This window comes from Aeromonas simiae, from assembly GCF_000820125.1.
GTDB classification, from domain to species: Bacteria; Pseudomonadota; Gammaproteobacteria; order Enterobacterales; family Aeromonadaceae; genus Aeromonas; species Aeromonas simiae.
In genome coordinates, this window is sequence record NZ_CDBY01000027.1 from 18,731 (window position 1) to 39,531 (window position 20,801).

The 20,801-nt window shown below is 63.5% G+C and carries 15 protein-coding genes; all 15 read left to right on the plus strand.

Annotated elements, in window-relative coordinates; genetic code table 11:
- Position 1: 1 nt before the first annotated feature.
- Positions 2-433 carry a type VI secretion system baseplate subunit TssE gene (gene tssE / locus BN1134_RS19115; protein ID WP_084214700.1) on the plus strand — a complete coding sequence of 144 codons (432 nt, stop codon included), beginning with the start codon at positions 2-4 and terminating at the stop codon, positions 431-433.
- A gap of 6 nt (positions 434-439) precedes the next feature.
- A complete protein-coding gene (tssF, locus tag BN1134_RS03785) occupies positions 440-2,203 on the plus strand; it encodes a type VI secretion system baseplate subunit TssF (RefSeq protein WP_042045333.1) in 1,764 nt (587 codons plus the stop codon).
- On the plus strand, positions 2,167-3,165 hold the full coding sequence (tssG, locus tag BN1134_RS03790; protein ID WP_042045334.1) for a type VI secretion system baseplate subunit TssG: 999 nt from the start codon (positions 2,167-2,169) through the stop codon (positions 3,163-3,165). Before tssF ends, tssG begins: the two co-directional genes overlap by 37 nt.
- A gap of 2 nt (positions 3,166-3,167) precedes the next feature.
- Entirely contained in the window at positions 3,168-4,388 is a 1,221-nt protein-coding gene (gene tagH, locus BN1134_RS03795) for a type VI secretion system-associated FHA domain protein TagH (RefSeq protein ID WP_042045335.1), read from the plus strand.
- The gene (tssJ, locus tag BN1134_RS03800) at positions 4,385-4,900 is read left to right on the plus strand and encodes a type VI secretion system lipoprotein TssJ (RefSeq protein ID WP_042045336.1); all 516 of its coding nucleotides are present in this window, start codon (positions 4,385-4,387) and stop codon (positions 4,898-4,900) included. The genes tagH and tssJ overlap by 4 nt, the downstream gene beginning before the upstream one ends.
- Before the next feature lie 2 nt (positions 4,901-4,902).
- On the plus strand, positions 4,903-6,240 hold the full coding sequence (gene tssK / locus BN1134_RS03805; protein WP_042045337.1) for a type VI secretion system baseplate subunit TssK: 1,338 nt from the start codon (positions 4,903-4,905) through the stop codon (positions 6,238-6,240).
- Between the two features lie 13 nt (positions 6,241-6,253).
- Positions 6,254-7,030, plus strand: a complete 777-nt coding sequence (gene icmH / locus BN1134_RS03810) for a type IVB secretion system protein IcmH/DotU (RefSeq protein ID WP_042045339.1) — start codon at positions 6,254-6,256, stop codon at positions 7,028-7,030.
- Positions 7,031-7,043: 13 nt separating this feature from the next.
- On the plus strand, positions 7,044-9,647 hold the full coding sequence (tssH, locus tag BN1134_RS03815; protein WP_042045340.1) for a type VI secretion system ATPase TssH: 2,604 nt from the start codon (positions 7,044-7,046) through the stop codon (positions 9,645-9,647).
- Between the two features lie 2 nt (positions 9,648-9,649).
- Positions 9,650-11,188, plus strand: a complete 1,539-nt coding sequence (locus BN1134_RS03820; protein WP_042045341.1) for a sigma-54 interaction domain-containing protein — start codon at positions 9,650-9,652, stop codon at positions 11,186-11,188.
- Positions 11,188-11,778 carry a type VI secretion system-associated protein VasI gene (vasI, locus tag BN1134_RS03825; RefSeq protein ID WP_042045342.1) on the plus strand — a complete coding sequence of 197 codons (591 nt, stop codon included), beginning with the start codon at positions 11,188-11,190 and terminating at the stop codon, positions 11,776-11,778. Before BN1134_RS03820 ends, vasI begins: the two co-directional genes overlap by 1 nt.
- 8 nt (positions 11,779-11,786) lie before the next feature.
- Complete coding sequence (gene tssA, locus BN1134_RS03830) at positions 11,787-13,169, plus strand: type VI secretion system protein TssA (RefSeq protein ID WP_042045343.1); 1,383 nt, start codon at positions 11,787-11,789, stop codon at positions 13,167-13,169.
- A gap of 25 nt (positions 13,170-13,194) precedes the next feature.
- Positions 13,195-16,689: a type VI secretion system membrane subunit TssM gene (tssM, locus tag BN1134_RS03835; protein WP_042045344.1), complete on the plus strand. Its 3,495-nt coding sequence runs from the start codon at positions 13,195-13,197 to the stop codon at positions 16,687-16,689.
- 46 nt (positions 16,690-16,735) lie between these two features.
- Entirely contained in the window at positions 16,736-18,139 is a 1,404-nt protein-coding gene (locus tag BN1134_RS03840; protein WP_042045346.1) for a VasL domain-containing protein, read from the plus strand.
- Between the two features lie 230 nt (positions 18,140-18,369).
- Positions 18,370-18,657 carry a type VI secretion system PAAR protein gene (locus BN1134_RS03845; protein ID WP_042045348.1) on the plus strand — a complete coding sequence of 96 codons (288 nt, stop codon included), beginning with the start codon at positions 18,370-18,372 and terminating at the stop codon, positions 18,655-18,657.
- Positions 18,658-18,765: 108 nt separating this feature from the next.
- The gene (locus BN1134_RS03850) at positions 18,766-20,796 is read left to right on the plus strand and encodes a type VI secretion system Vgr family protein (RefSeq protein WP_042045349.1); all 2,031 of its coding nucleotides are present in this window, start codon (positions 18,766-18,768) and stop codon (positions 20,794-20,796) included.
- Positions 20,797-20,801 lie beyond the last annotated feature (5 nt).

The following is a 20,801-nucleotide window of genomic DNA, read 5'->3' on the forward strand; positions in this document are numbered from 1 at the left end:
CATGCCGTCTCTCTCATCCTGGGATAGAGGGAGTGCGGCCAGCCTGTTCGATCGAATCCGTGGAGAGGGGAGTCCCCCCTCTCCCGGTGCCGATGTCGAGGTACTGGTTGAGTCGGTCAAGCGTCAGCTTGACCAGGTGCTCAATACCCGTCCCGGTAGTTGCCGTAGTGCTCCCGAACTGGGGGTGGTCGATCTCAACGACGCCACCCAGGCAGGGGCGGACATTCGTGGGCGTATCCGCGAAGCCATCCGCCAGTGCATCCGTCGCTACGAGCCCCGCATCGTGCATGTGGAGGTCCGCTCGCCTGACGAGCAGGCCAATCCGCTCGAAATGTCGTTCCAGGTCACGGCTCATGTCCGTCTGGAACATATCGAACAGGTGGCCTCCTTCAACATCCATATGGACAGCCACCGCCACTACCGAATGGTGTGATGATCTATGTCGTTGGAACACTACTTCAGGGATGAGTTGGCTTACCTGCGCTTGCAGGGGCGCTCGTTTGCCGACGCCTACCCTGAACTGACCCGCTTCCTGTCCGAACAGACGACCGACCCTGATGTTGAGCGTCTGCTGGAGGGCTTTGCCTTCCTGACCGGCAGCTTGCGGGCCAAAATTGAAGACGAATTCCCCGAGCTGACCCATGGCCTGCTCGGCATGCTCTGGCCCAACTATCTGCGGCCGGTACCGAGCATGACCATCATGCAGTTTTCGGTCATACCAGGAGCCATCTCTTTGCCGGCCATGGTGCCGCAAGGCTGTCAGTTCGACAGCCAGCCCGAAGACGAGGTGACCTGCCATTTTCAGACCTGTCACGATGCCTGGGTCTATCCTGCGGACATTCGCAGTATCAAGGCGCAAAGTGGCAACGATCTATCGACGATTACCCTGGATGTCGCGCTGCACGGCCCGCTGACCTTGGCCGAGTTGCAGCTCGACAAACTGCGTTTCTATCTGGGCGGAGACAGCTACACCGCCTATGAACTTTACTTCTGGCTCTCGAGCAAGCTCTCCCATATCGAGCTGGAGGTGAACGGCCAGCGCTTTCGTCAGGAGGCCACGGCCCTCAAGCCGGTCGGCTTTGCCCGCGAGGATGCGCTGTTGCCCTATCCGGGCAATGTCTATTCCGGCTACCGCATCTTGCAGGAGTTCTTCTGCTTCCCCGAAAGTTTCCTCTTTTTCGATCTGGGGGGCGACTGGCCAAGCCAGCCGCTGCCGCTGAGTGAGTTCCGCCTCCATTTTTGCTTCGATAGGCCGCTGCCGGCCGAGCTCAAGATCCGCGACGATTCGTTCCGGCTCAACTGTGTGCCGGCGATCAACCTGTTTCGCCATGATGGGGAGCCCATCAATCTGGACGGCCGCCAGGTCGAATACCCGCTCAAGGCCAGCTACCGTCATGCCGACAGCTTCGAGATCTTCTCGGTTGACAAGGTCGAGGGGTGGGTTGAGGGCAAACTTGGCCGCTCGCGTGGGGCCGCCCGTCTCTATCAGCCGTTTGAGAGCTTCCAGCACCAGATTGAGCGGGCCAAGGGGCGCCAGGCTCTCTATTACCGGATGCGGGTCCGTGAGGCGGTCAACGGGGACGGCTTTGAACATGCCCTCTCGTTTGTGCGCGGTGATGAGACCCAGGTACTCGACCTGGACGAGTCTATTTCCGTCACCATGACTTGCACCAACCGCTCCCGTGCCGCCCGGTTACGGGTGGGGGCGATTTGTGTGCCGACCGGCAGTTCCCCCTCGTTTGCCACCTTCAAGAATCTGACCCGCCCGACCCCGCCACTGCGTCCCGCGCTCGATGGCAGTTTGCATTGGACCCTTATCTCCAATCTCTCGCTCAACTATGTCTCCTTGCTGCGTCGTGATGCGCTGGTGCAGATCCTGCGCACCTACGATTTTCCTGCGCTGCACGACAAGCAGGCCGAGCAGGCCTCGCGCAAGCGGCTGGCCGGGATCGAGACCATCGAGACTGAGCCGGTGGATCGGCTGGTGCGTGGCATGCCGGTTCGTGGTCTGCGCTCGCGCCTCACCATGCGCCAGAGCGCCTTTGGCAGCGAGGGGGAGCTCTATCTGTTCAGCACTGTGCTGGCCCATTTCTTCTCTCTCTATGCCAGCGTCAACTCGTTTCACCTGCTTGAGGTGATCAATGCCGACAATAAGGAGCGCTACCGATGGCCGGTACAGATTGGTCAGCACTCCGTGATGTGATTGGTGATAGCGGGGCCCCGCGGTTCAACTTCTTCCAGCTGGTCGAGCTTATCAGCCGGCTGGAGGGGGTCGATCAGGAAGGGGCGCTCGATCATCAACCCGAGCAGGAGCGGATCCGCTTTAAGGCGACCGCCTCGCTCGGCTTTCCGACCAGCGACGTGCTCGGTGTGGCAGAGGATGAGGAGGGGCGACACCAGCTTGAGGTGGCGTTTCTCGGGCTGCACGGCAGCCAGTCGCCGATGCCTGGTTATTACCTCGATGAGCTGGCCTGGGAGTACGCGCAAGGGGAGCCCAAGCTGGGGCTCTTCCTCGATTTCTTTCACCACCGCCTGCTGACCCTGCTACACCGCGCCTGGCGCAAATACCGCTACCACGTCCGTTTTCAAGACGAAGGGGAAGACGGCTTTTCTCGCCTGATGTTCGCCCTGGTGGGGCTGGGTAACGACGTGGTGCGTGAGAGTCTGCCGGTCAACCGCGCCAAGATGCTCTCGTATGCCGGCTTGTTGGCGAGCCCCAGCCGCTCTCCCGAGGTGGTGGCGGGGCTGGTGGCCCACTGTTTCGATCTCGATGAGGTGGAGGTGCTGGCCTGGCAGAGCCGACGGGTACCGGTGGATCCGGAGCAGCAAAACCGACTGGGGCTGGCGAACGCCACCCTGGGCGGTGACATGGTGATCGGTGAGCGGGTCAATGATTGTGCGGGCAAGTTTCTGCTGCGGATCAATGACCTCAGTTTTACCCGGTTTTTGGGGTTTCTCCCTGACGGGGAGTTCTTTCAGCCGTTGGTGCGCTTCGTCTCCTTCATCTTGCGTGACCAGCTTGCCTGGGATTTACGCCTGGGGATGGGAGAGGGGCAGGCGCGGGGGGTGCGGCTCGGTGATGAGCAGAGCAGCCGGCTCGGCTGGTGTAGTTTTCTGGGGCAGCCGCCGGCCGACCCCTTCGTGACGATTTGTGTGCAGGAGTAAGCGTGAACGCGGTTAACCAACAACTCTCTCTGGTAGTCCTCAACAGCGAACAACTGGAGGGGGGCATCCAGGTGCAATATCAGTTCGACGAACAGGGCGGCACGTTGGGTGCCTCCGCGCAGGATGACTGGCAGCTTAAGGATCGCCTTGGCGCCGTGTTACCCGCCCATGCCCGCATCGAGCTGCAAGATGGCCATTTTTGCCTGTGCGATCTGAGTGGCCAGACCTTCATCAACGGCGCGACCTCCCCGATAGGGCGCGCTCGCAAGGTTCATTTGGAGCAAGGCGATGAGCTGGTGGTCGGGCCGTTCCGGCTGCGGGTCTATCTGGGGCGGGTACAGGCGGAGCCGAGCGTCACTCAGGTGCTCGGCACCCAGCCGGGTGACGAGCTCAATGACTGGCTCGATGGTGAGGCTCGTCCCCCCGAGAGCCACCTGTCCGAGCTTGAGCCGGCTGACCCCCTCCGTGCCTTGCAACAGGAGCGCCGCGACAACGCGCTGCTGCAACCGGATGACGTGGCGGAGCCCGCCACCTTGCCCCCCCTTTCCCCTTTCTCTGCCCTTGAGGACACCATGGATCAGGAATTTATCGACATGCCGACCGTCGACCATCGTTACGCCCCCCTGCCTGGACAGGAGGAGATGGATCATGTGGCACTGACCCCGCTGATGCGCGGCCTTGGCCAGAATCTGCACTCACGCGACACCTTGCAGGCGCACGCCATGCTCGAAGAGATGGGCAAAACCCTGCGGGCCATGGTGGAGGGGCTGTTGACCCTGCAAAGCGAGCAGGCGGCGCTGGCCGACAAGCACCTGCGTCCCATCGAGGACAACCCGCTGCGTCTGGGCCTGGATTACGCCGATACCTTGCCGCTGCTGTTTGCCGACGGTAAGAGCCCGGTGCACCTCTCGGCGCCGTCCGCCGTGGCGGAGGTACTGCGCAACGTGCGGGTTCACCACAGCGCCAACCAGCAGGCGATCGCCGCGGCCCTCGGCAGCATCCTCGAGGCCTTCTCGCCCGAGGCGCTGCTTGGCCGTTTCGAACACTATCGCCGCAGTGGCACCCAAGAGGCGATGGATGAGGGGTGGGCCTGGAACATGTACCAGCACTACTACCGCGAGCTCACCTCGACCCGCCAGCAGGGCTTCGAGAAGCTGTTCCATCAGGTCTACGCCCAGGCCTATGACCGGGCGGTGCGTGCAGAGCAGGGGCAAAACGGATGATACGCATCCTGCTGCCCGGTGTGTTGCTGCTGGCGCTGACCGGTTGCACCACGCTCGGCAAGATGGCCGATGTGGCCATGAATCCGGATATCCAGGTCGGCAGCAATGACAGCCAGCCCTCCACCCTGGGGTTGAGTCTGCTGGCCGAGCCGGACGTGAATCCCAATGAGAGCGGAGAGGCGGCCCCCATCGAGTTCCAGGTGGTGGTGTTGGCGGAGGACTCCAAGCTGCTCGCCACCGACTACGACCAGGTGACGGCCGATGTGGAGAAGAGCCTCGGCAAGAACTACCTCGATCATCAGGATTACACCCTGCTGCCGGGCCAGTTCAAGTATTTGCCGCCGGTCAAACTGGACGAGAAGACCCGCTATATCGCCGTGATTGCCCGCTATGCCGATCCCAACAGCGCCGAGTGGCGCAAGGTGATCAAAGTCAGAAGCACGGGAAGGGCGTATCACATTCTGGTGCACCTGCGCCTGGATGAAGTCGAACTGCAAAAAGAAGAAGAATAACTATGTCGAGCCGAAATCGGGTTATCTGGCGTGAGGGGCTGTTTATCAAGCCCCAGCACTTCCAGCAACAACAAAGACACACGGACTACATGCTGCACGCGCGCTTGAGCGCGCTCGGCGACTACCTCTATGGGTTGCAGTCGCTCACCATCAACGAGGACTATCTGGGCTTTGGCCGCATCGCGCTGGTCTCGGCCAGCGGCGTGATGCCCGATGGTACCGTCTTCAATCTGCCGACCGATGATCTGCTGCCGCCGCCGCTTGAGATCACCGACGCCGCCCTGGCCAACCAGAAGGTCTATCTGGCGCTGCCGCTTGCGGTGAGCGGGGTGCATGAGGTCGGGGAGGCTGGGCAGCAGGTGGCGACCCGCTTGCAGAGCCACCGCCACGATATCCGCGATCTGCACTCCGAGGGGGGCGATGTCTCGGCGCTGGAGCTGGGCCGGGTGAGCCTGCGCCTCATGCTTGAGCGCGACGATCGCAGTGCCTACGCCTCTATCGCCATCGCCCGTATTCAGGACAAGCGTCCGGATGGCGGGCTGCTGCTCGACCCTAACTTCATGACGTGCAGCATCAACGTCTCCGCCATTGCGACCCTCAAGCGCTTTCTCGAAGAGACCGCCGGTCTGGTGGGGGAGCGTGCGCGCAGCCTCTCCCAGCGCATCGCCGCACCGGGGCAGCAGGGGGTGGCCGACGTGGCCGAGTTCATGATGCTGCAACTGCTCAACCGCGCCCAGCCCCAGCTCTCACACCTGGCCCGCCTCGGCACCCTGCATCCCGAGCGGCTGCATGAGGCGCTGGTGCAGCTGTGTGGTGAGCTGATGACCTTCACCGACGAGTCGCGTCTGCCTCCGGCGTTCCCGGCCTATCGCCATGACGATCAGCAGGTGAGTTTCGAGCCGGTGATGCTGGCCCTGCGCCAGGCGCTCAGCACTGTGCTGTCGCCACGAGCCGTGTCGCTGCAACTGCGCAAGCACCAATTCGGCGTCATGGTGGCCGTGGTGGGGGACAGCGAGCTGATGCACAGCGCCGACTTCGTGCTGGCGGTGCGTGCCCGCATGCCGCAGGAGCAGCTGCGCAAGCAGCTGTTGCAGCAGACCAAGATCGCCTCAAGCGACAAGATCCGCGAGCTGATCAGCCTGCAACTGCCGGGTATTCCGCTGTTGCCGCTGCCGGTGGCTCCGCGCCAACTGCCCTATCACGCCGGGTACAGCTACTTCCAGCTCGACAGGCAGAGCCCGGCCTGGCAGATGCTGGCCCAAAGCAACACCCTGGCGTTCCACATCGCCGGCGACTTCCCCGAGCTCGACATGCAGCTCTGGGCCATCCGCAGCCAGTGAGAAGAGGTAACCGATGATGACTGACATCGCGAGACACGAGCCCCTGAGCGATCTGCTCTATGACCATGCCGCTCAACTCGATTTGGATTCCGATTACTGGTTCCGGCTGCGCGGCCACAGCATCAATCCCATGATTGACGCCGTCACTCCGCTGCTTGGCATGGTGCTGCGGGTGCGCCAGCTCTCGAGCCACGAGCAGGTGAGCGATCTCTACCAGCGGGTGGTGACCGAGATCCAGGCGATCGAGCAGGAGCTGGCCGCCCATGGCTATGAGAACGGCGTGCTGCTCTCGTTTCGCTACATCCTGTGCACCTTCATCGACGAAGCCGTGATGGGGCGTGAGTGGGGCAGCCAGAGCGAATGGTCGGAGCACTCCCTGCTGGCGCGTTTTCACAATGAGACCTGGGGCGGCGAGAAGGTGTTTGTGCTGCTCTCGCGTCTGCAGGAGGAGCCGCAGCGCTACCGCGACATTCTGGAGTTCATCTATCTGTGCCTGTGCCTCGGCTTCGAGGGGCGCTACCGGGTGATGAGCAACGGGCGCGAGGAGTTCGAGCGGCTGGTGCATCAACTGCATCGCACCCTCTACCCGCAGGCCGAGCGCGCGCCGCTGGCCTTCCACCTCGATCTAGGTCGCCAGGCCGCCCGCTACCGATTGAGCAAGCAGATTTCACTGCGCACCCTGTGCCTGCTGGCCGGTGTGACGCTGGCCGTCATCTTTGGCCTTTATCACCACCAGCTTGATAACCAGACCCAGGACGTACTGCGTCAACTGGGCGAATTATTAAAATAAGAGGAGAGCACCCTTGATTCGAATTGAACTGCCGGTACTGGTTGAGCGGCTCAACCCCATCTGCCGCCACATGCTGGAAGAGGCTGCTGCCTTGTGTGTCAACCATCAGGGCGCCGAGATCCGCATTGAGCACCTGCTGCTCAAGATGCTCGATACCCCCCTGTGCGACGTGCGCCAGATCTTCAAGCGTGCCGAGCTTGATGTCGATGAACTGCGTACCCTGCTGCAACCGAGCGAAGCCGAGCGTGGCTTCGATCAAGGCTATCCCTCCTTCTCACCGCTGCTGGTCGAATGGCTGCAAGACAGCTGGCTGCTCGCCTCCGCCGAGCTGCGCCACGGCCAGTTGCGCAGTGGCGTCATGCTGCTGGTGTTGTTGATGACCCCGACCCGCTATCTGCCGGGCGTCGTGGTGAATCGGCTGGCCAAGGTCAATCGTGAACTGGTGCGCCAGCAGTTTGATGAGTGGGTCAAGGAGTCGGCAGAGACTGAGGTGAGCCCCCAGGCCGGTGGTCAAGGGGCGGGGGCGCTGGCCACGGACGCCACCCTGCTCGGCCGTTTCACCCAGAACGTCACCGAACAGGCCCGCCAGGAGCAGCTCGATCCGGTATTGTGCCGGGATCACGAGATCGACCTAATGATCGACATCCTCTCCCGCCATCGCAAGAACAACCCCATCGTCGTGGGTGAGGCCGGGGTGGGCAAGAGCGCCCTCATCGAGGGGCTGGCGCTGCGTATCGTGGCGGGCCAGGTGCCCGAGAAGCTGCGCGAGGTGGAGCTGCTTTCACTCGATCTCGGTGCCATGCAGGCCGGCGCTTCGGTCAAGGGGGAGTTCGAGAAGCGCTTCAAGGGGGTGATGCAGGAGGTCAAGGAGTCGAGCCGTCCCATCATCCTGTTCATCGACGAAGCCCACACCCTGATCGGGGCCGGCAATCAGGCCGGTGGTCTGGATGTCTCCAACCTCATCAAGCCGGCGCTGGCGCGTGGCGAGCTGCGCACCATCGCCGCCACCACCTGGAGTGAGTACAAGAAATACGTCGAGAAGGACGCGGCCCTTTCCCGCCGCTTCCAGCTGGTCAAGGTAGGGGAGCCCGATGCCGACGAGGCCACCGTGATCCTGCGCGGTCTGCGCGGCATCTACGAGCAGGCCCACGGGGTGCTCATCGACGAGGAGGCTTTGCAATCGGCGGCCCACCTCTCGGCCCGCTATATCTCCGGCCGTCAGTTGCCGGACAAGGCGATCGACGTGCTCGATACCGCCTGTGCCCGGGTGGCCATCAACCTCACCACGCCGCCGCGCGCCGTGAGCCGCCTGCACAACACCCTGCGCCAGCGTGAGCTGGAGATCCGCCAGTTGACGCGCCAGAGCCTGATTGGTCTGGGTGAAAACGACGAGCGGCTGGCCGAACTCAATGGGGCCCAAGAGGGCGACCGCGCCACGCTGGGAGAGCTGGAGGCCGCCTGGCAACAGCAACAGGAGCTGGTGCAGCGCATCATCGCCCTGCGCGCCGCCCTGCTGGCCGAAGAGACCCAGCCGGAGTTCGATGCCGCCGCCACCACCGAGGAGCTGGCAGTGCTTGAAGCCGAGCTGTCTGCCTTGCAGCAGGACTCCATCCTGGTCTCCCCCCACGTGGACAAGGGGCAGATTGCCGCCGTCATCGCCGAGTGGACCGGGGTGCCGCTCAATCGCATCTCCCAGGGGGAGCTGGATGTCGTGACCCGCTTGCCCGAGTACCTCGGCGCCTCCATCAAGGGGCAGGAGCTGGCCGTGGAGCATCTGCACCGCCATCTGCTGACCGCCCGCGCCGATCTGCGCCGTCCCGGCCGTCCGCTGGGGGCCTTCCTGCTGGTGGGGCCGAGCGGGGTCGGCAAGACCGAGACCGTGTTGCAGATCGCCGATCTGATGTTCGGTGGCCGCCAGTACCTGACCACCATCAACATGTCCGAATACCAGGAAAAGCACACCGTCTCGCGCCTCATCGGCTCGCCCCCCGGCTATGTCGGCTTTGGCGAGGGTGGGGTGCTGACCGAGGCCATCCGTCAGAAACCCTACTCTGTGGTGCTGCTCGACGAGGTGGAAAAAGCCCACCCGGATGTGCTCAACCTCTTCTACCAGGCCTTTGATAAGGGCGAACTGGCCGATGGCGAGGGGCGCATCATCGACTGCAAGAACGTGGTGTTCTTCCTCACCTCCAACCTCGGTTACCAGACCATCGTCGACTACGCCGAGCGTCGTGACGAGCTGCTCGATGCGCTCTATCCGGAGCTGGCGGCCTTCTTCAAGCCGGCACTGCTGGCGCGCATGGAGGTGATCCCCTACCTGCCGCTGGGCCACGACACCATGGTGGCCATCGTCCGCGGCAAGCTTGAGCGCCTGGTCTCTTTGCTTGAGAGCCGCTTCGGCGCCGAGGTGGTGCTGGGCGATGAGGTGAGCGAGGAGATCCTGCGCCGCGCCAACCGCAGCGAGAACGGGGCCCGGATGCTGGAGTCGGTCATCGATGGCGCCTTGCTGCCACCGGTCTCTTTGCAGTTGCTGCAACGCCTCTCCGCTGGGCAGACCATCAGCCGGGTGAGCTTTAGGGTGGAAGAGGGCGAGTTTGTGGCCGAGGTGGAGGGCTGAGCATGGAGCAGGCCCTCGAATTTGCCCTCTCTTTGACCCGGGCCCGCGATGAGCAGGCGTTGGGTGATTGGCTGCTTGCCACCCTCAAGAAGGGGTGGCAACCGCAGGGGGCGCTGCTGGCCATGGTCGATGTGAGCGGACGGGAGCTGGCGTGCCGTGGCTGGATGAGGGAGCAACAGGTGGAGCTGACGCTGGGGGTGGATGATTTTAGCCACCCGCTCGCCTTCGTGCTGCACAAGGGGCAGGCCCGCAGTTGGGATTCACTCTACGGTGGCGCCCGCATCGAGCACCCGCATTTTCGCACCATGCTGGCTAACTTCTGCCAGCACTGTGGCCTGCATGCCGTGCCGCTGCAGGGGCAGGATGGCAAAACGGTGGCCGTGCTGGCCCTGTTTGATATCGCCCCTCAGTTGCAGCGCTGGAGCGAGGGCGATGAGCTGGGGCTGCTGACCAGGGTGTTTGCCGGCCAGCTCGACCTTATCCGTGATCTGGGGCGTTCGCGCCGAGGTGAGAGCGCGCTGCGCGACTCACTGCGTCAGATCAAGGGGGAGGGTGAGCTACGGCGCCAGCAGGATGCCCTGCTGGCCAGCCAGTTCATCGGCCAGTCGGGCGCCGTGCGCCGCTTGCGTGAGCAGATTGGTCAGGCCGCCGGTCACCGCCTGAGTGTGTTGGTGCAAGGGGAGACCGGGTCGGGCAAGGAGGTGGTGGCCCGTCTCATCCATCAGTGCTCGGATCGGGCCGACCAGCCGTTTATCGCCATCAACTGCGCCGCCATCCCGGAGAATCTGATCGAGAGCGAGCTGTTTGGCTACCAGAAGGGGGCCTTCTCCGGAGCCCAGAGCAACAAGCTCGGGCTGGTGGCGCAGGCCAACGGCGGCACCCTGTTCCTCGATGAGGTGGGCGACATGCCCCAGACGATGCAAGCCAAGCTGCTGCGGGTGCTGGAGACCCGCAGTTTTCGCCCGCTCGGTGGAGAAAAAGAGCTCCACTCCGATTTTCGCCTGGTGGCAGCCACGCATCAGCCGCTGGAGCAGCACGTGGAGGAGGGACGTTTTCGTCAGGACCTCTACCACCGCCTGTGCCAGTGCCTGTTGATGGTCACTCCGCTGCGCGAGCGGCCCGATGATGTGCACCTCTTGTGCGAGCACTTCATCGCCCAGTTTGCCGCCCAGGAGGGCAAGCCCGTTGGGCCGCTGCAGCGCAGTTTTCTCAAGCAGCTGGTGGGCTATGACTTTCCGGGCAACGTACGCGAGCTCAAGAACCTGCTCGAGGTGGCTTGCGTTCATACCCAGAGCGGGCAGGAGATCCGACTCGAGGCACTGCCTGCCGAACTCAAGGCGCGGGTGTGCAGCGAGCCGGGGAGGCAACACGATGATTTCTACCATATCCGCGATCTGCGCCAGGCGATGCAGCAGTACGAGGCCTCGGTCATTGAGGCGCGGCTGCGCCACTTTCGGGGCAACCGCATGCTGGTGGCGCAGAGCCTCAACATCCCTAAGCGCACCCTCGATCACAAGTGCCAGAAGCTGGAGGTGAACTGATGAGCCTGCTCACTATGATTCCCCTGCTGCTGGCAGGGGCCGCCAGCGCAGAGCCTGACTGGCCGGCGCGCTGGCAACAGTGTCGCACCGAGGCCGCGCCGCTGGTGCGGCTGTCCTGCTATGACGCCATCGGGGCCGTTCCTCCGGCCCCCGAGGCGGCGCTCCGCTCTCCCGCCTGGTTGGAGATCGCCGCGCAGGAGGAGGGGCGCGTCGAAGGGGCCCCGGCGTTTTTGCTCGAGCAGCGCGAGTCGGGCGACTTGTTGCTGACGCGACCGGCGCAGCGGGGAGCCACCCTGGCCATCGGTTGCATCAACGACATCACCCAGTTACGGGTGCGTCTCGATGCCAGCTGGATCGGCGAGGGGGTGGTGGCCGAGCTCGACGGCGCCCCGGTATCGGGCAACTGGTTTGTGCGCGATAGCGGCATGCTGCTCGAGTTTGGCCGCGGCCTGCCGGCGATCGATGAACTCAAGCGCTGGCGTGCGGGGCGTGAGCTCACCTTGCAAGGGGAGGGGGGGCCGTTATTGCGCTTCGATCTCTTTGGTCTCTCTGCGGCGCTGAAGCCACTGCGTCAGCAGTGTCGTTGGTAGGGGGCGAGATGACTCATTCCCACCCCTGGTGTCAGCGACTGCTCACCCCGCTTGCAGAGGCGCAGATTCGAGCCCCTGTTCCTGCCGACGATCCCCTGTGGGAGGGGGTCGAGACCGAGCTGGTCAAGCTCGGCTCACTGGCCCACAGCCAGGTGGATCTGGGCAAGGTGGCGGGCGATTGCCTGACGCTGCTTGAGACCCGCACCAAAGACATGCGGGTGCTGGCCCAACTGCTGCGCTGCTTGCAACACCCGGCCAAGGCCACCCCGTTTGCCACCGCTCTGATGTTGCTGGATTGCTGGCTCGGCGCTTACTGGGAGCAGGCCTTCCCCGCCAGCGCACTGCAAAAGCAGCGGGTGATGGCACAGATCATCAAACGCTTCGAAGGGGTGATGGAGCGGGTCAGCGAAGGAAGCTCGGCAGGCGAGCTGGCTCAACTGCTCGTGCTGGCCGAGGCCGTTGAACAGCGCTGGCTGGCCATTGCCCCGGACAAGGAGGCGGTGCTTGGGGATCTGCTGAGCGGTTTGCGCCGTGCCCAGCGTCGCCAGGAGGAGCAGGCCAAGGCCGATGCGGCGCCCACCAGCGCCCCGCCGGTGAGCAGTGTGACCCAGGCGGCCGCCAGCGATGGCGGTGTGGCCCTCGATACCTCGAGCGAGCGGGGCTGGCGTCAGACCCAGCTCAAGATGGCGGATCTGCTGATCGAGAAGCAGCCTGAATCCCCTGTGGGCTATCGCCTGCGCCGTAACGCCATCTGGAGCAGCATCACGGCTGCGCCGCTGGCCCACAAAGCGCAGCGCACCCAGCTTGCCCCCATGTCACCGGACATGGTGGATGAGTACCGCGCCGGTCTGGCTCAGCCCGATGCCGCCCTGTGGGGGCGCATCGAGCAGAGCCTGACCCTGGCGCCTTACTGGTTCGAGGGGCACATGTTCTCGGCCATGGCGGCGGGGCGGCTCGGGCACGGGGCGGTGGCCGATGCCATCAAGGAGGAGCTCGGCGCTTTTCTGGCCCGGTTGCCGGCACTGCGCGAGCTGACCTTCAGCGACGGCACCCCCTTTCTTCCCACCGAGAGCGCCAGCTGGTTGCAGCCGGCGCGCAGTGAGGAAGGGGGGGATTCGCTGGCCACCCAGCTCGTCTTGCTGTGCCGTGAGCAGGGCGTGGCGGCGGCGCTGGGCCTGCTCGATACGCAATTGCAGCGGCTCAAGGAGCCGCGGGCCCGTTTCTATGCCCAGTTGGCGGGCGCCGATCTGCTGGCGGAGGAGGGGATGAAGAGCCTCGCCGCCCAGCATTACCAACACCTGTGGCAGGAGGCCCAACGTCTGGCCCTTGCCCAATGGGAGCCCGGGCTGGTCAGCCGCCTGGAGCGTCACGCGACCTCCTGGTCTAACTGAGAACGTCGGAGTTAAAGCGACACTTATGTTTAAAACCATTTTTACCTTCATCAGGCAAAACCTGGCCAAGCTCAAGCCCTCGTGGGCCATGCTGGGCATCGTGCTGTGGGTGCTGATCCTGTTTCTGGTCTTGTGGCTCGGCCCTGTCTTGCAAGTGGGCGAGAGCATGCCGCTCAAGCCCTTGTGGACCCGAGTGGTGTTCACCCTGCTGTGGCTGTGGTTGATCCTCGGCATCTTGTCATGGCGGATGTGGAAGAAGATGCAGCAGCTCAAGGCGGAGCGCAGCGAACTGGAACAAAACGAGGCCGATCCGGTCAAGCCGCTGGTCGATGGTCAGCAGCATTTCCTGGACAGCTGGTTGCAGGCCCTGCGCGATCAGCTCGGCAAGAATGCGCTCTATGCCATGCCCTGGTATCTGGTTCTCGGCCTTGGGGGCAGCGGTAAGAGCAGCCTTATCCATCGCGCTAACCCGGCCAACAAGATCAACCCGCGCCTCGATGCCGCGCTGCGCGATCACACCGATCCGCGCTGGGTGGACTGCTGGGTGGGTGAGCAGGCGGTGGTGATCGATCCGCGTGGTGCCCTGCTCGAACCCGAGCTGGATCGCGAGGCCCATGAACGCAGCCATGAGCGGCTGTGGCTGCATCTGCTGCGCTGGCTCAGCGAGCATCGCCGCCGTCAGCCCCTCAACGGTCTGGTATTGACCGTCGATCTCGCCTGGCTGGCCCAGGCCGGCGTGGCCGAACGCAAGGCCTATGCCCAGTTGATGCGCGCCCGCTTGCAGGATGTCAGCCTGACCATGAACACCCGGCTGCCGGTCTATGTGACCCTGACCAAGCTCGACATGCTGCGCGGTTTTGACGTGGCCTACCAACAGCTCGACAAGGAGACCCGCGAAGCGGTGCTGGGGGTGACCTTCAGCCAGGAGGGGAGTGAAGGGCGTGGTTGGCAAGGGGAGCTGGATGCCTTCTGGGATCAATGGCTGGCCCATTTCAATGGCAATTTGCCCCAGATGATGCTCGAGCGTCTCGATGCCACCCAGCGTAGCGCCCTGTTTACCTTTGTACGGCAGTTGGCGGGTCTGCGTGAGCATGTGGCCGAGCTGCTGAGCGAGGTGCTCGACGCCGGCGAGGGCAAGCCGTTGCTGATGCGCGGTCTCTATGTCGGCTCTGTCTACCAGCAGGGGGTGCCTTTCGATGCCTTCACCCAGGCGGCGGCCCAGCGCTATCAGCTGCCTGAGCCGATCCACTCGGCGCTGCGCGGTGAGTCGACCACCTTCTTCGTGCGCCGCCTGTTTGCCGATGTCATCTTCCCCGAGGCCCACTTGGCCGGCGAAAACCGGCTGCACACCCTTTATCGCCGCCGCCGCATGGCGCTTGGCGTTGGGGCGCTGAGTCTGTGTTCGGCACTGCTGGTGGCGGGATGGCATTACTTCTATCGGGTCAACGAGGTGGCGGGGCACAACGTGCTGACCAAGGCGCAGGCTTTCACCGGTACCAATGAGCTGGTCGGTGAGCAGGGGTTTGGTTATAGCCAGCTGCCGCGCCTGAACCTTATCCGCGAAGCCACGCTTTCGTTTGGTAACTACCGTGAGCGGGCGCCCCTGCTGGCCGATCTCGGTCTGTACCAGGGGCGCGAGATTGGCCCCTACGTGGAGGGCTCTTATCTGCAACTGCTGCGCTTGCGCTTCTTGCCCGCCGTGATGCAGGGGCTGCTCGATGATCTCAACTCGGCACCGGCCGGCAGTGAGCAGAAGCTGGCCATCCTGCGCATCATGCGCATGCTCGACGATACGTCGGGCCGCAACAAAGAGCTGGTGGAGCAGTTCATGGCCACCCGCTGGCAGCAGGCGTTCCCCGGCCAGGGGGCGGTGCAGGAGCAGCTGATGGAGCACCTGAGCTATGCCCTGGAGCACACCGACTGGAACGCCAGCCGCAACTTGCGTGATCAGGATGCCATTCAGGCGTTTGCCCCGTTCCGCGAGCCCATTTATGGGGCGCAGCGTGAGCTCGGCAAGCTGCCCATGTTCCAGCGCGTCTATCAGAGCCTGGTGGTCAAGGCCGGTGAAACCCTGCCGCCGGATCTGGCGATCCGCGATGAGGTCGGCCCCACCTTTGGAACCGTGTTTACCCTGCGCAGCGAGACGGCAGGAAGTGTGCCGCGACTGCTCACCTGGGCCGGGTTTAATGACTTTTTTGTTAAACAGGATAAGGCGCTGGTCGATCTCACCGCCATGGACTCCTGGGTGCTTGGCCAGCGCAAGCTGAGCCAGCTGAGCGATGCGGATCGCAAGGAGATCACCCGTCAGGTCAATGATCGCTACGTTACCGACTATGTGAATCAGTGGCAGAAGGTGATGTCCAACCTGGATGTGCAGCCACTCACCACCCCCGAGCAGGCACTCGATGTGCTGGCGGCCATCATCGGCAACGATCAGCCGTTCCAGCGGGTGCTCGCCACCCTCGATGACAACACCCGGATCCGCAAGATCTCCGATGCCGAAGGGGATGCGATTCAGGGGCTGTCGGCCCGGATTGGCCGCCCCTTCATGGCGGTCAATAACGCGCTGCAAGGTCAGGGGGAGCAGGCGCCGCTCATTCAGGAGGTGAACCAGAAGCTCACCGATTTGTATCACTACGTCGAGCTCATCGTGAACGCCACCGATCCGGGGTTGTCGGCCCTCAAGGCGGTGCAGCTGCGCCTTGGCAATAAGTACGCCGATCCGGTGTTTGCCTTGCAGCAATACGCGCGCAGCCTGCCGGCCCCGCTCGATCGCTGGGTCGGGCAGATCGCCGAGCAGAGTGCTCAGCTGGTGGTGGACTTGGCCATGTCGTCACTCAACCAGGAGTGGCAGGAGAAGGTGGTTGCGCCTTTCAATGCCCAGTTGGCGGGGCGCTATCCGTTTGAGCCGGGGGCCCGCAAGGATGCCCCGCTCTCTGACATGGAGCGCTTCTTCGCCCCTGGCGGCATCCTCGACAGCTTCTATCAGAGCAACCTCAAGCCCATGGTGGAAGGGGGCATGCTGGAAGGGGGTGGCCGCTCACCCGTGCAGACCGAGCTGGTGAAGCAGCTGGATCGGGCGGCGCGCATTCGTCAGACCTTCTTCAACCCGCAAGGCAATCTGGAGGTGCAATTTACCATCGAGCCGGTAGAGCTGACCGCCAACAAGCGGCGCAGCGTGCTCAACCTCGACGGTCAGTTGCTCGAGTACGCCCATGGGCGGCGCAACAAGATCCCGCTGGTATGGCCCAACACCATGCGGGAAGGGGCGGAGAGCAAGGTCACCCTGGTGCCCGCCAACCGTGAGCACTCACCGCGCAGTGAAGGGTTTGTCGGCCCCTGGGCCATGTTCCGCCTGATGCACAAGGGGGTACTGACCCAGGTCAATGAGGCCACGTTCGATGTGCGCTTCCCGGTGGACCAAGGGGCCATGACCTATCGCGTGCATACCGACGCGAGCAATAACCCGTTCGCTGGCGGCCTGTTCAGCCAGTTCCGTCTGCCTGACTCCCTCTATTGATATGTGCGGGGCGTGCTTGGCGCGCCCCGCCTGATTGGAACCGATGATGAAAGAGACACAGCAGGCCTTCAAGGTAGGCCGGGATCCGCGCATGTTGCCCGAGTACGAGGCGCTGCGCAGCGAAATCAACAAACTCAGTCATGCCTCCCGTCCCGAGGTGGATTGGGCGCTGATCCACCGGCTTGCTAGCCGGATCTTCGAGGTGCAGGGGGTCGATTTGCAGACCGCCCTCTACTTCACCCTGGCGCGCTCGCGCCTCAACGGCCTCACCGGTTTTACCGAGGGGTGTGAGTTTCTGGCCAACCTGATCGTGACCCAGTGGGATGCCTTCTGGCCCCCGGTGCATCAGGAGCGGGCCCGGGTCGAGATGATCGACTGGTTCATCGCCCGCATCAGCGATGTGGTGCGCCAATACTCCATCAGCCATGACGATAAGCGACTGATCTACCGCTGCGAGCGGGCGCTGCAACTCATCAGCGAGAAGCTGCACCACTCCGGCCTCAGCCGCATTCCCCGTATCGAAAACCTGACTCACTTCATCGAGGGGTATACCCACCTGTTCGATGAGACCGAGATCGTCATCGTCTCCGAGGAGAAGGGGGAGCAGAAAGAGGAGATGCAGGTGCCCCCCATGGTCTTCTTCAAATCGGATCTGGAGAGCCAGAGTGAGCCGGCCCCCTTGCCGCAGGGCAGCATCTTGATTGGTCGCGAGAAGGGGCAGATGAAGCCGACCGTGCTCAAGATAGAGCCGCGCCGCAAGCAGAAGCCGGCCTGGTTCTGGTTTGCCTGTGGCCTGCTGGCCTGCGCCTTGCCGGTGGCCGCCTTCTGGGGCTGGCAACAGATGGAGCAGGAGAAGAGCCGGGCCGTGGCCAGATTGCAACAGCCGGTCGATGTGCCGCCCAAGGCGCCCGGCTATGAGGATATCCGCCAGGTACGCATCGCCCTCGGTGAGCGCTCACTGCAAGAGATGGAAGGGGAGCTGGTGACCCGCTACCAGGCGCAGCTCGAACGCATCGGACAGGCTTCCCCGCTCTATTGGCTGCAATATGGTGATGAACTCAGGGGCACGCTCCAGACCCTCTACCCCGATTCGATGGCCGTCAAGGCGATGGAGCGTGAGTGGCAGGAGCGTCTGGCCCAGTACCGGGGCAGTGAGCGGCAACCCGACTACCAACGGGCTCGCAGCGGCGTCGATGGCCTGCTGGCCCAGCTGCACGAGTTGGAGCGCCAGCGCAAGACGGTGACTATCTCCTACCTCAAGGGGGAGCTGTTCGAGGTGCAAAAGAGCCTGATGAGCGGCGTGCCTCTCTCTCAGCGACTCAGTGTGCTGGAGCGGCGCAAGGCGGCCTCGGAGCCGGTCAATGCCGCTGAGCTCAAGGGGCTGGAGGATGAGCTCAGGGCGCTGGAGGTGCGACTCTATCAGTTGCAGCAGCGGCGCGGCGATAGCTGATCATGCTGCCTTAGGCAAAAAGTGCCGCCGTGGACAGGTTATCACCCTGTCTGAGCAACATTTGCTGGTGAATACGCCGGTTTTGCGCAATGAATTGCGCAAGCCGGCCATGCTTATCGGGTGGCTGCACTCAATGTATTGAATATAAAAGAAAAATTGTCATTTTTTAGTTGGCATGGCGCGTGCTTTCGCCTGTGCTTGCCCTCATTCATTCCTGCGAGGAGAACACCATGTGTCCTGCCATTGTACTGCTCGGCGATATCGGCACCGATCATGACGGATTCCACCCCTCTCCCGTCATCGCCGCCAGCCCCAACGTCTTTCTCGACAATAAACCGGTGGCCCGTCAGGGCGATCCCCTCGCCCCCCATGACAAACCCAAGAATCCGACCCATCTGCGCAGTATTGCAGGCGGTGTCGGCTCGGTACTGGTCAATGGCAAACCCATTGCCGTCACCGGCAGCGCCGTCGGCTGCGGGGGCGTCGTGATCGGCAGTGGCAGCGGCAAGGCTGGCTAGTCTCCGCCTGGGTCGGTCATGAGCTAAGGGCGTGCCGGAGCGCCCTTACCTCATCATCGAGACAAGACAGACGCCGCGGGCATGCGGTCGCTATGGAGAAGGTACAAGATGGCCAACAGCACGGGATTACAATTCACGGTCAAGGTGGGCTCGCTGCCCGACACCACCTTCGCCGTCGCCGCCTTTGACCTTGAAGAGGGGCTCAACACCCCCTTTACCTTGACCCTGGAGCTGGCCAGCCAGCAGAGCGACATCGACTTTGCCGCCGTGCTCGATCAGCCGTGCGAGCTGCTGGTGTGGTTCAACGGCGAGCTGCAACGCCGGGTGTGCGGGGTGGTGAGCCAGTTTGCGCAAGGCGACAGCGGCTTTCGCCGCACCCGTTACGTGGCCGAGGTCAAACCGGCCCTGTGGCGATTGGGCCTGCGCCACAACGCCCGCATCTTCCAAAGCCTGAGCCCGCAGGAGATCATTAGCATCTTGCTGCAAGAGGCTGGCATCACTGACTACGCCTTTGCCCTGAAGCACGAGCACGCCCAGCGCGAGTACTGCGTCCAGTACCGGGAAACCGACCTGGAGTTTGTGAACCGCCTCGCCGCCGAAGAGGGGCTGTTCTACTTCCACGAGTTTGAAGCCGGCCAGCATCGCATCGTGTTTGCCGATGACGCCGCAGCGCTGAGCGCCGGGCCCGAGTTGTTTTTCAACCTCGCCAACCAAGGGCTCTCTCAGGGCGCCTTTGTGCGCAAGTTTCGCTATCGCGAATCGGTGCGCCCCTCCGACGTTGAGCTCAAGGACTACAGCTTCAAGACCCCGGCTTACGCCCTCTCCCACAAAAAGCAGGGGGCAGAGCTCGACCATCAGCGCGATAACTACCAGCACTTCGACTACCCCGGCCGTTTCAAGCAGGACGCCAGCGGCAAGGCCTTTAGCGGTTACCGGCTCGATGCCCTGCGCCGCGATGCGGTGAGTGGGGAGGGGGAGTCCAACGCCGCCGCCCTGCTGCCGGGCCAGACGTTCAGCTTAAGCGAGCACCCGAACGGGGCGCTCAACATCGACTGGCAGGTGGTGCAGATCCGCCATCGGGGCGAGCAGCCCCAGGCGCTGGAGGAGGAGGGCGGCGGCGGCCCGACCGTCTACCACAACGCCTTTACGGTGGTGAAGGGGTCGACCACCTGGCGCGCTCTGCCGCCCCACAAGCCGATGGTGGACGGCCCGCAGATCGCCATCGTGGTGGGCCCCGAGGGCGAAGAGATCTACTGCGACGAGCACGGCCGGGTGAAGCTGCAATTTCCGTGGGATCGCTATGGCAGTTCTAACGACCAGAGCTCCTGCTGGGTGCGGGTGAGCCAGGGCTGGGCTGGCGGTCAGTACGGCATGATGGCCATCCCGCGCATCGGCCACGAGGTGATCGTCTCGTTTTTGGAAGGCGACCCCGATCAGCCCATCGTCACCGGGCGCACCTATCACGCCACCAACCGGCCCCCTTACGAGCTGCCTGCCAACAAGACCCGCACCGTGCTGCGCACCGAAACTCATCAGGGCGAGGGTTTCAACGAGCTGCGCTTTGAAGATCAGGCCGGCCAGGAAGAGATTTACATCCACGGTCAGAAAGACCTGAACCTGCTCATCGAGAACGATGCCGCCTGGCACATCAAGCACGACGAGCACCGCGACATCGACAATGAGCGAGTGACTCGCATCAAGGGGAGCGACCACCTGACGGTGGAGGGCGAGAAGCGCGATCACATCAAGGGTGACCACTCGCTCAGCGTCGATGCCAGCATGCACCAGAAGCTCGGCCAGTCCCTGCTGGTGGAAGCGGGGCGCGAGGTGCACATCAAGGTGGGCGACAAACTGGTGCTGGAGGCGGGTTCCGAGATCACCCTCAAGGGGGGCGGCAGCTTCGTCAAGGTCGATCCGAGCGGGGTCAAGTTAGTCGGCCCAGCCATCAAGCTTAACGCCGGTGGCGGCCCGGGCAGCGGCTCAGGCTGGGCCGGCAAGTCGCCCCTTCAGCCCAAGGGAGTGGAGGTGGTCAAGGCCCCCGAGCAGGTGGAGCCGACCAAGGTGATCCCGACCGAACAGGCGATGGAGGCACTCTTGAAAGAAGAGAAGCCTGCTGCGTTCTACCTCTTTTCTGAATAAGGAGC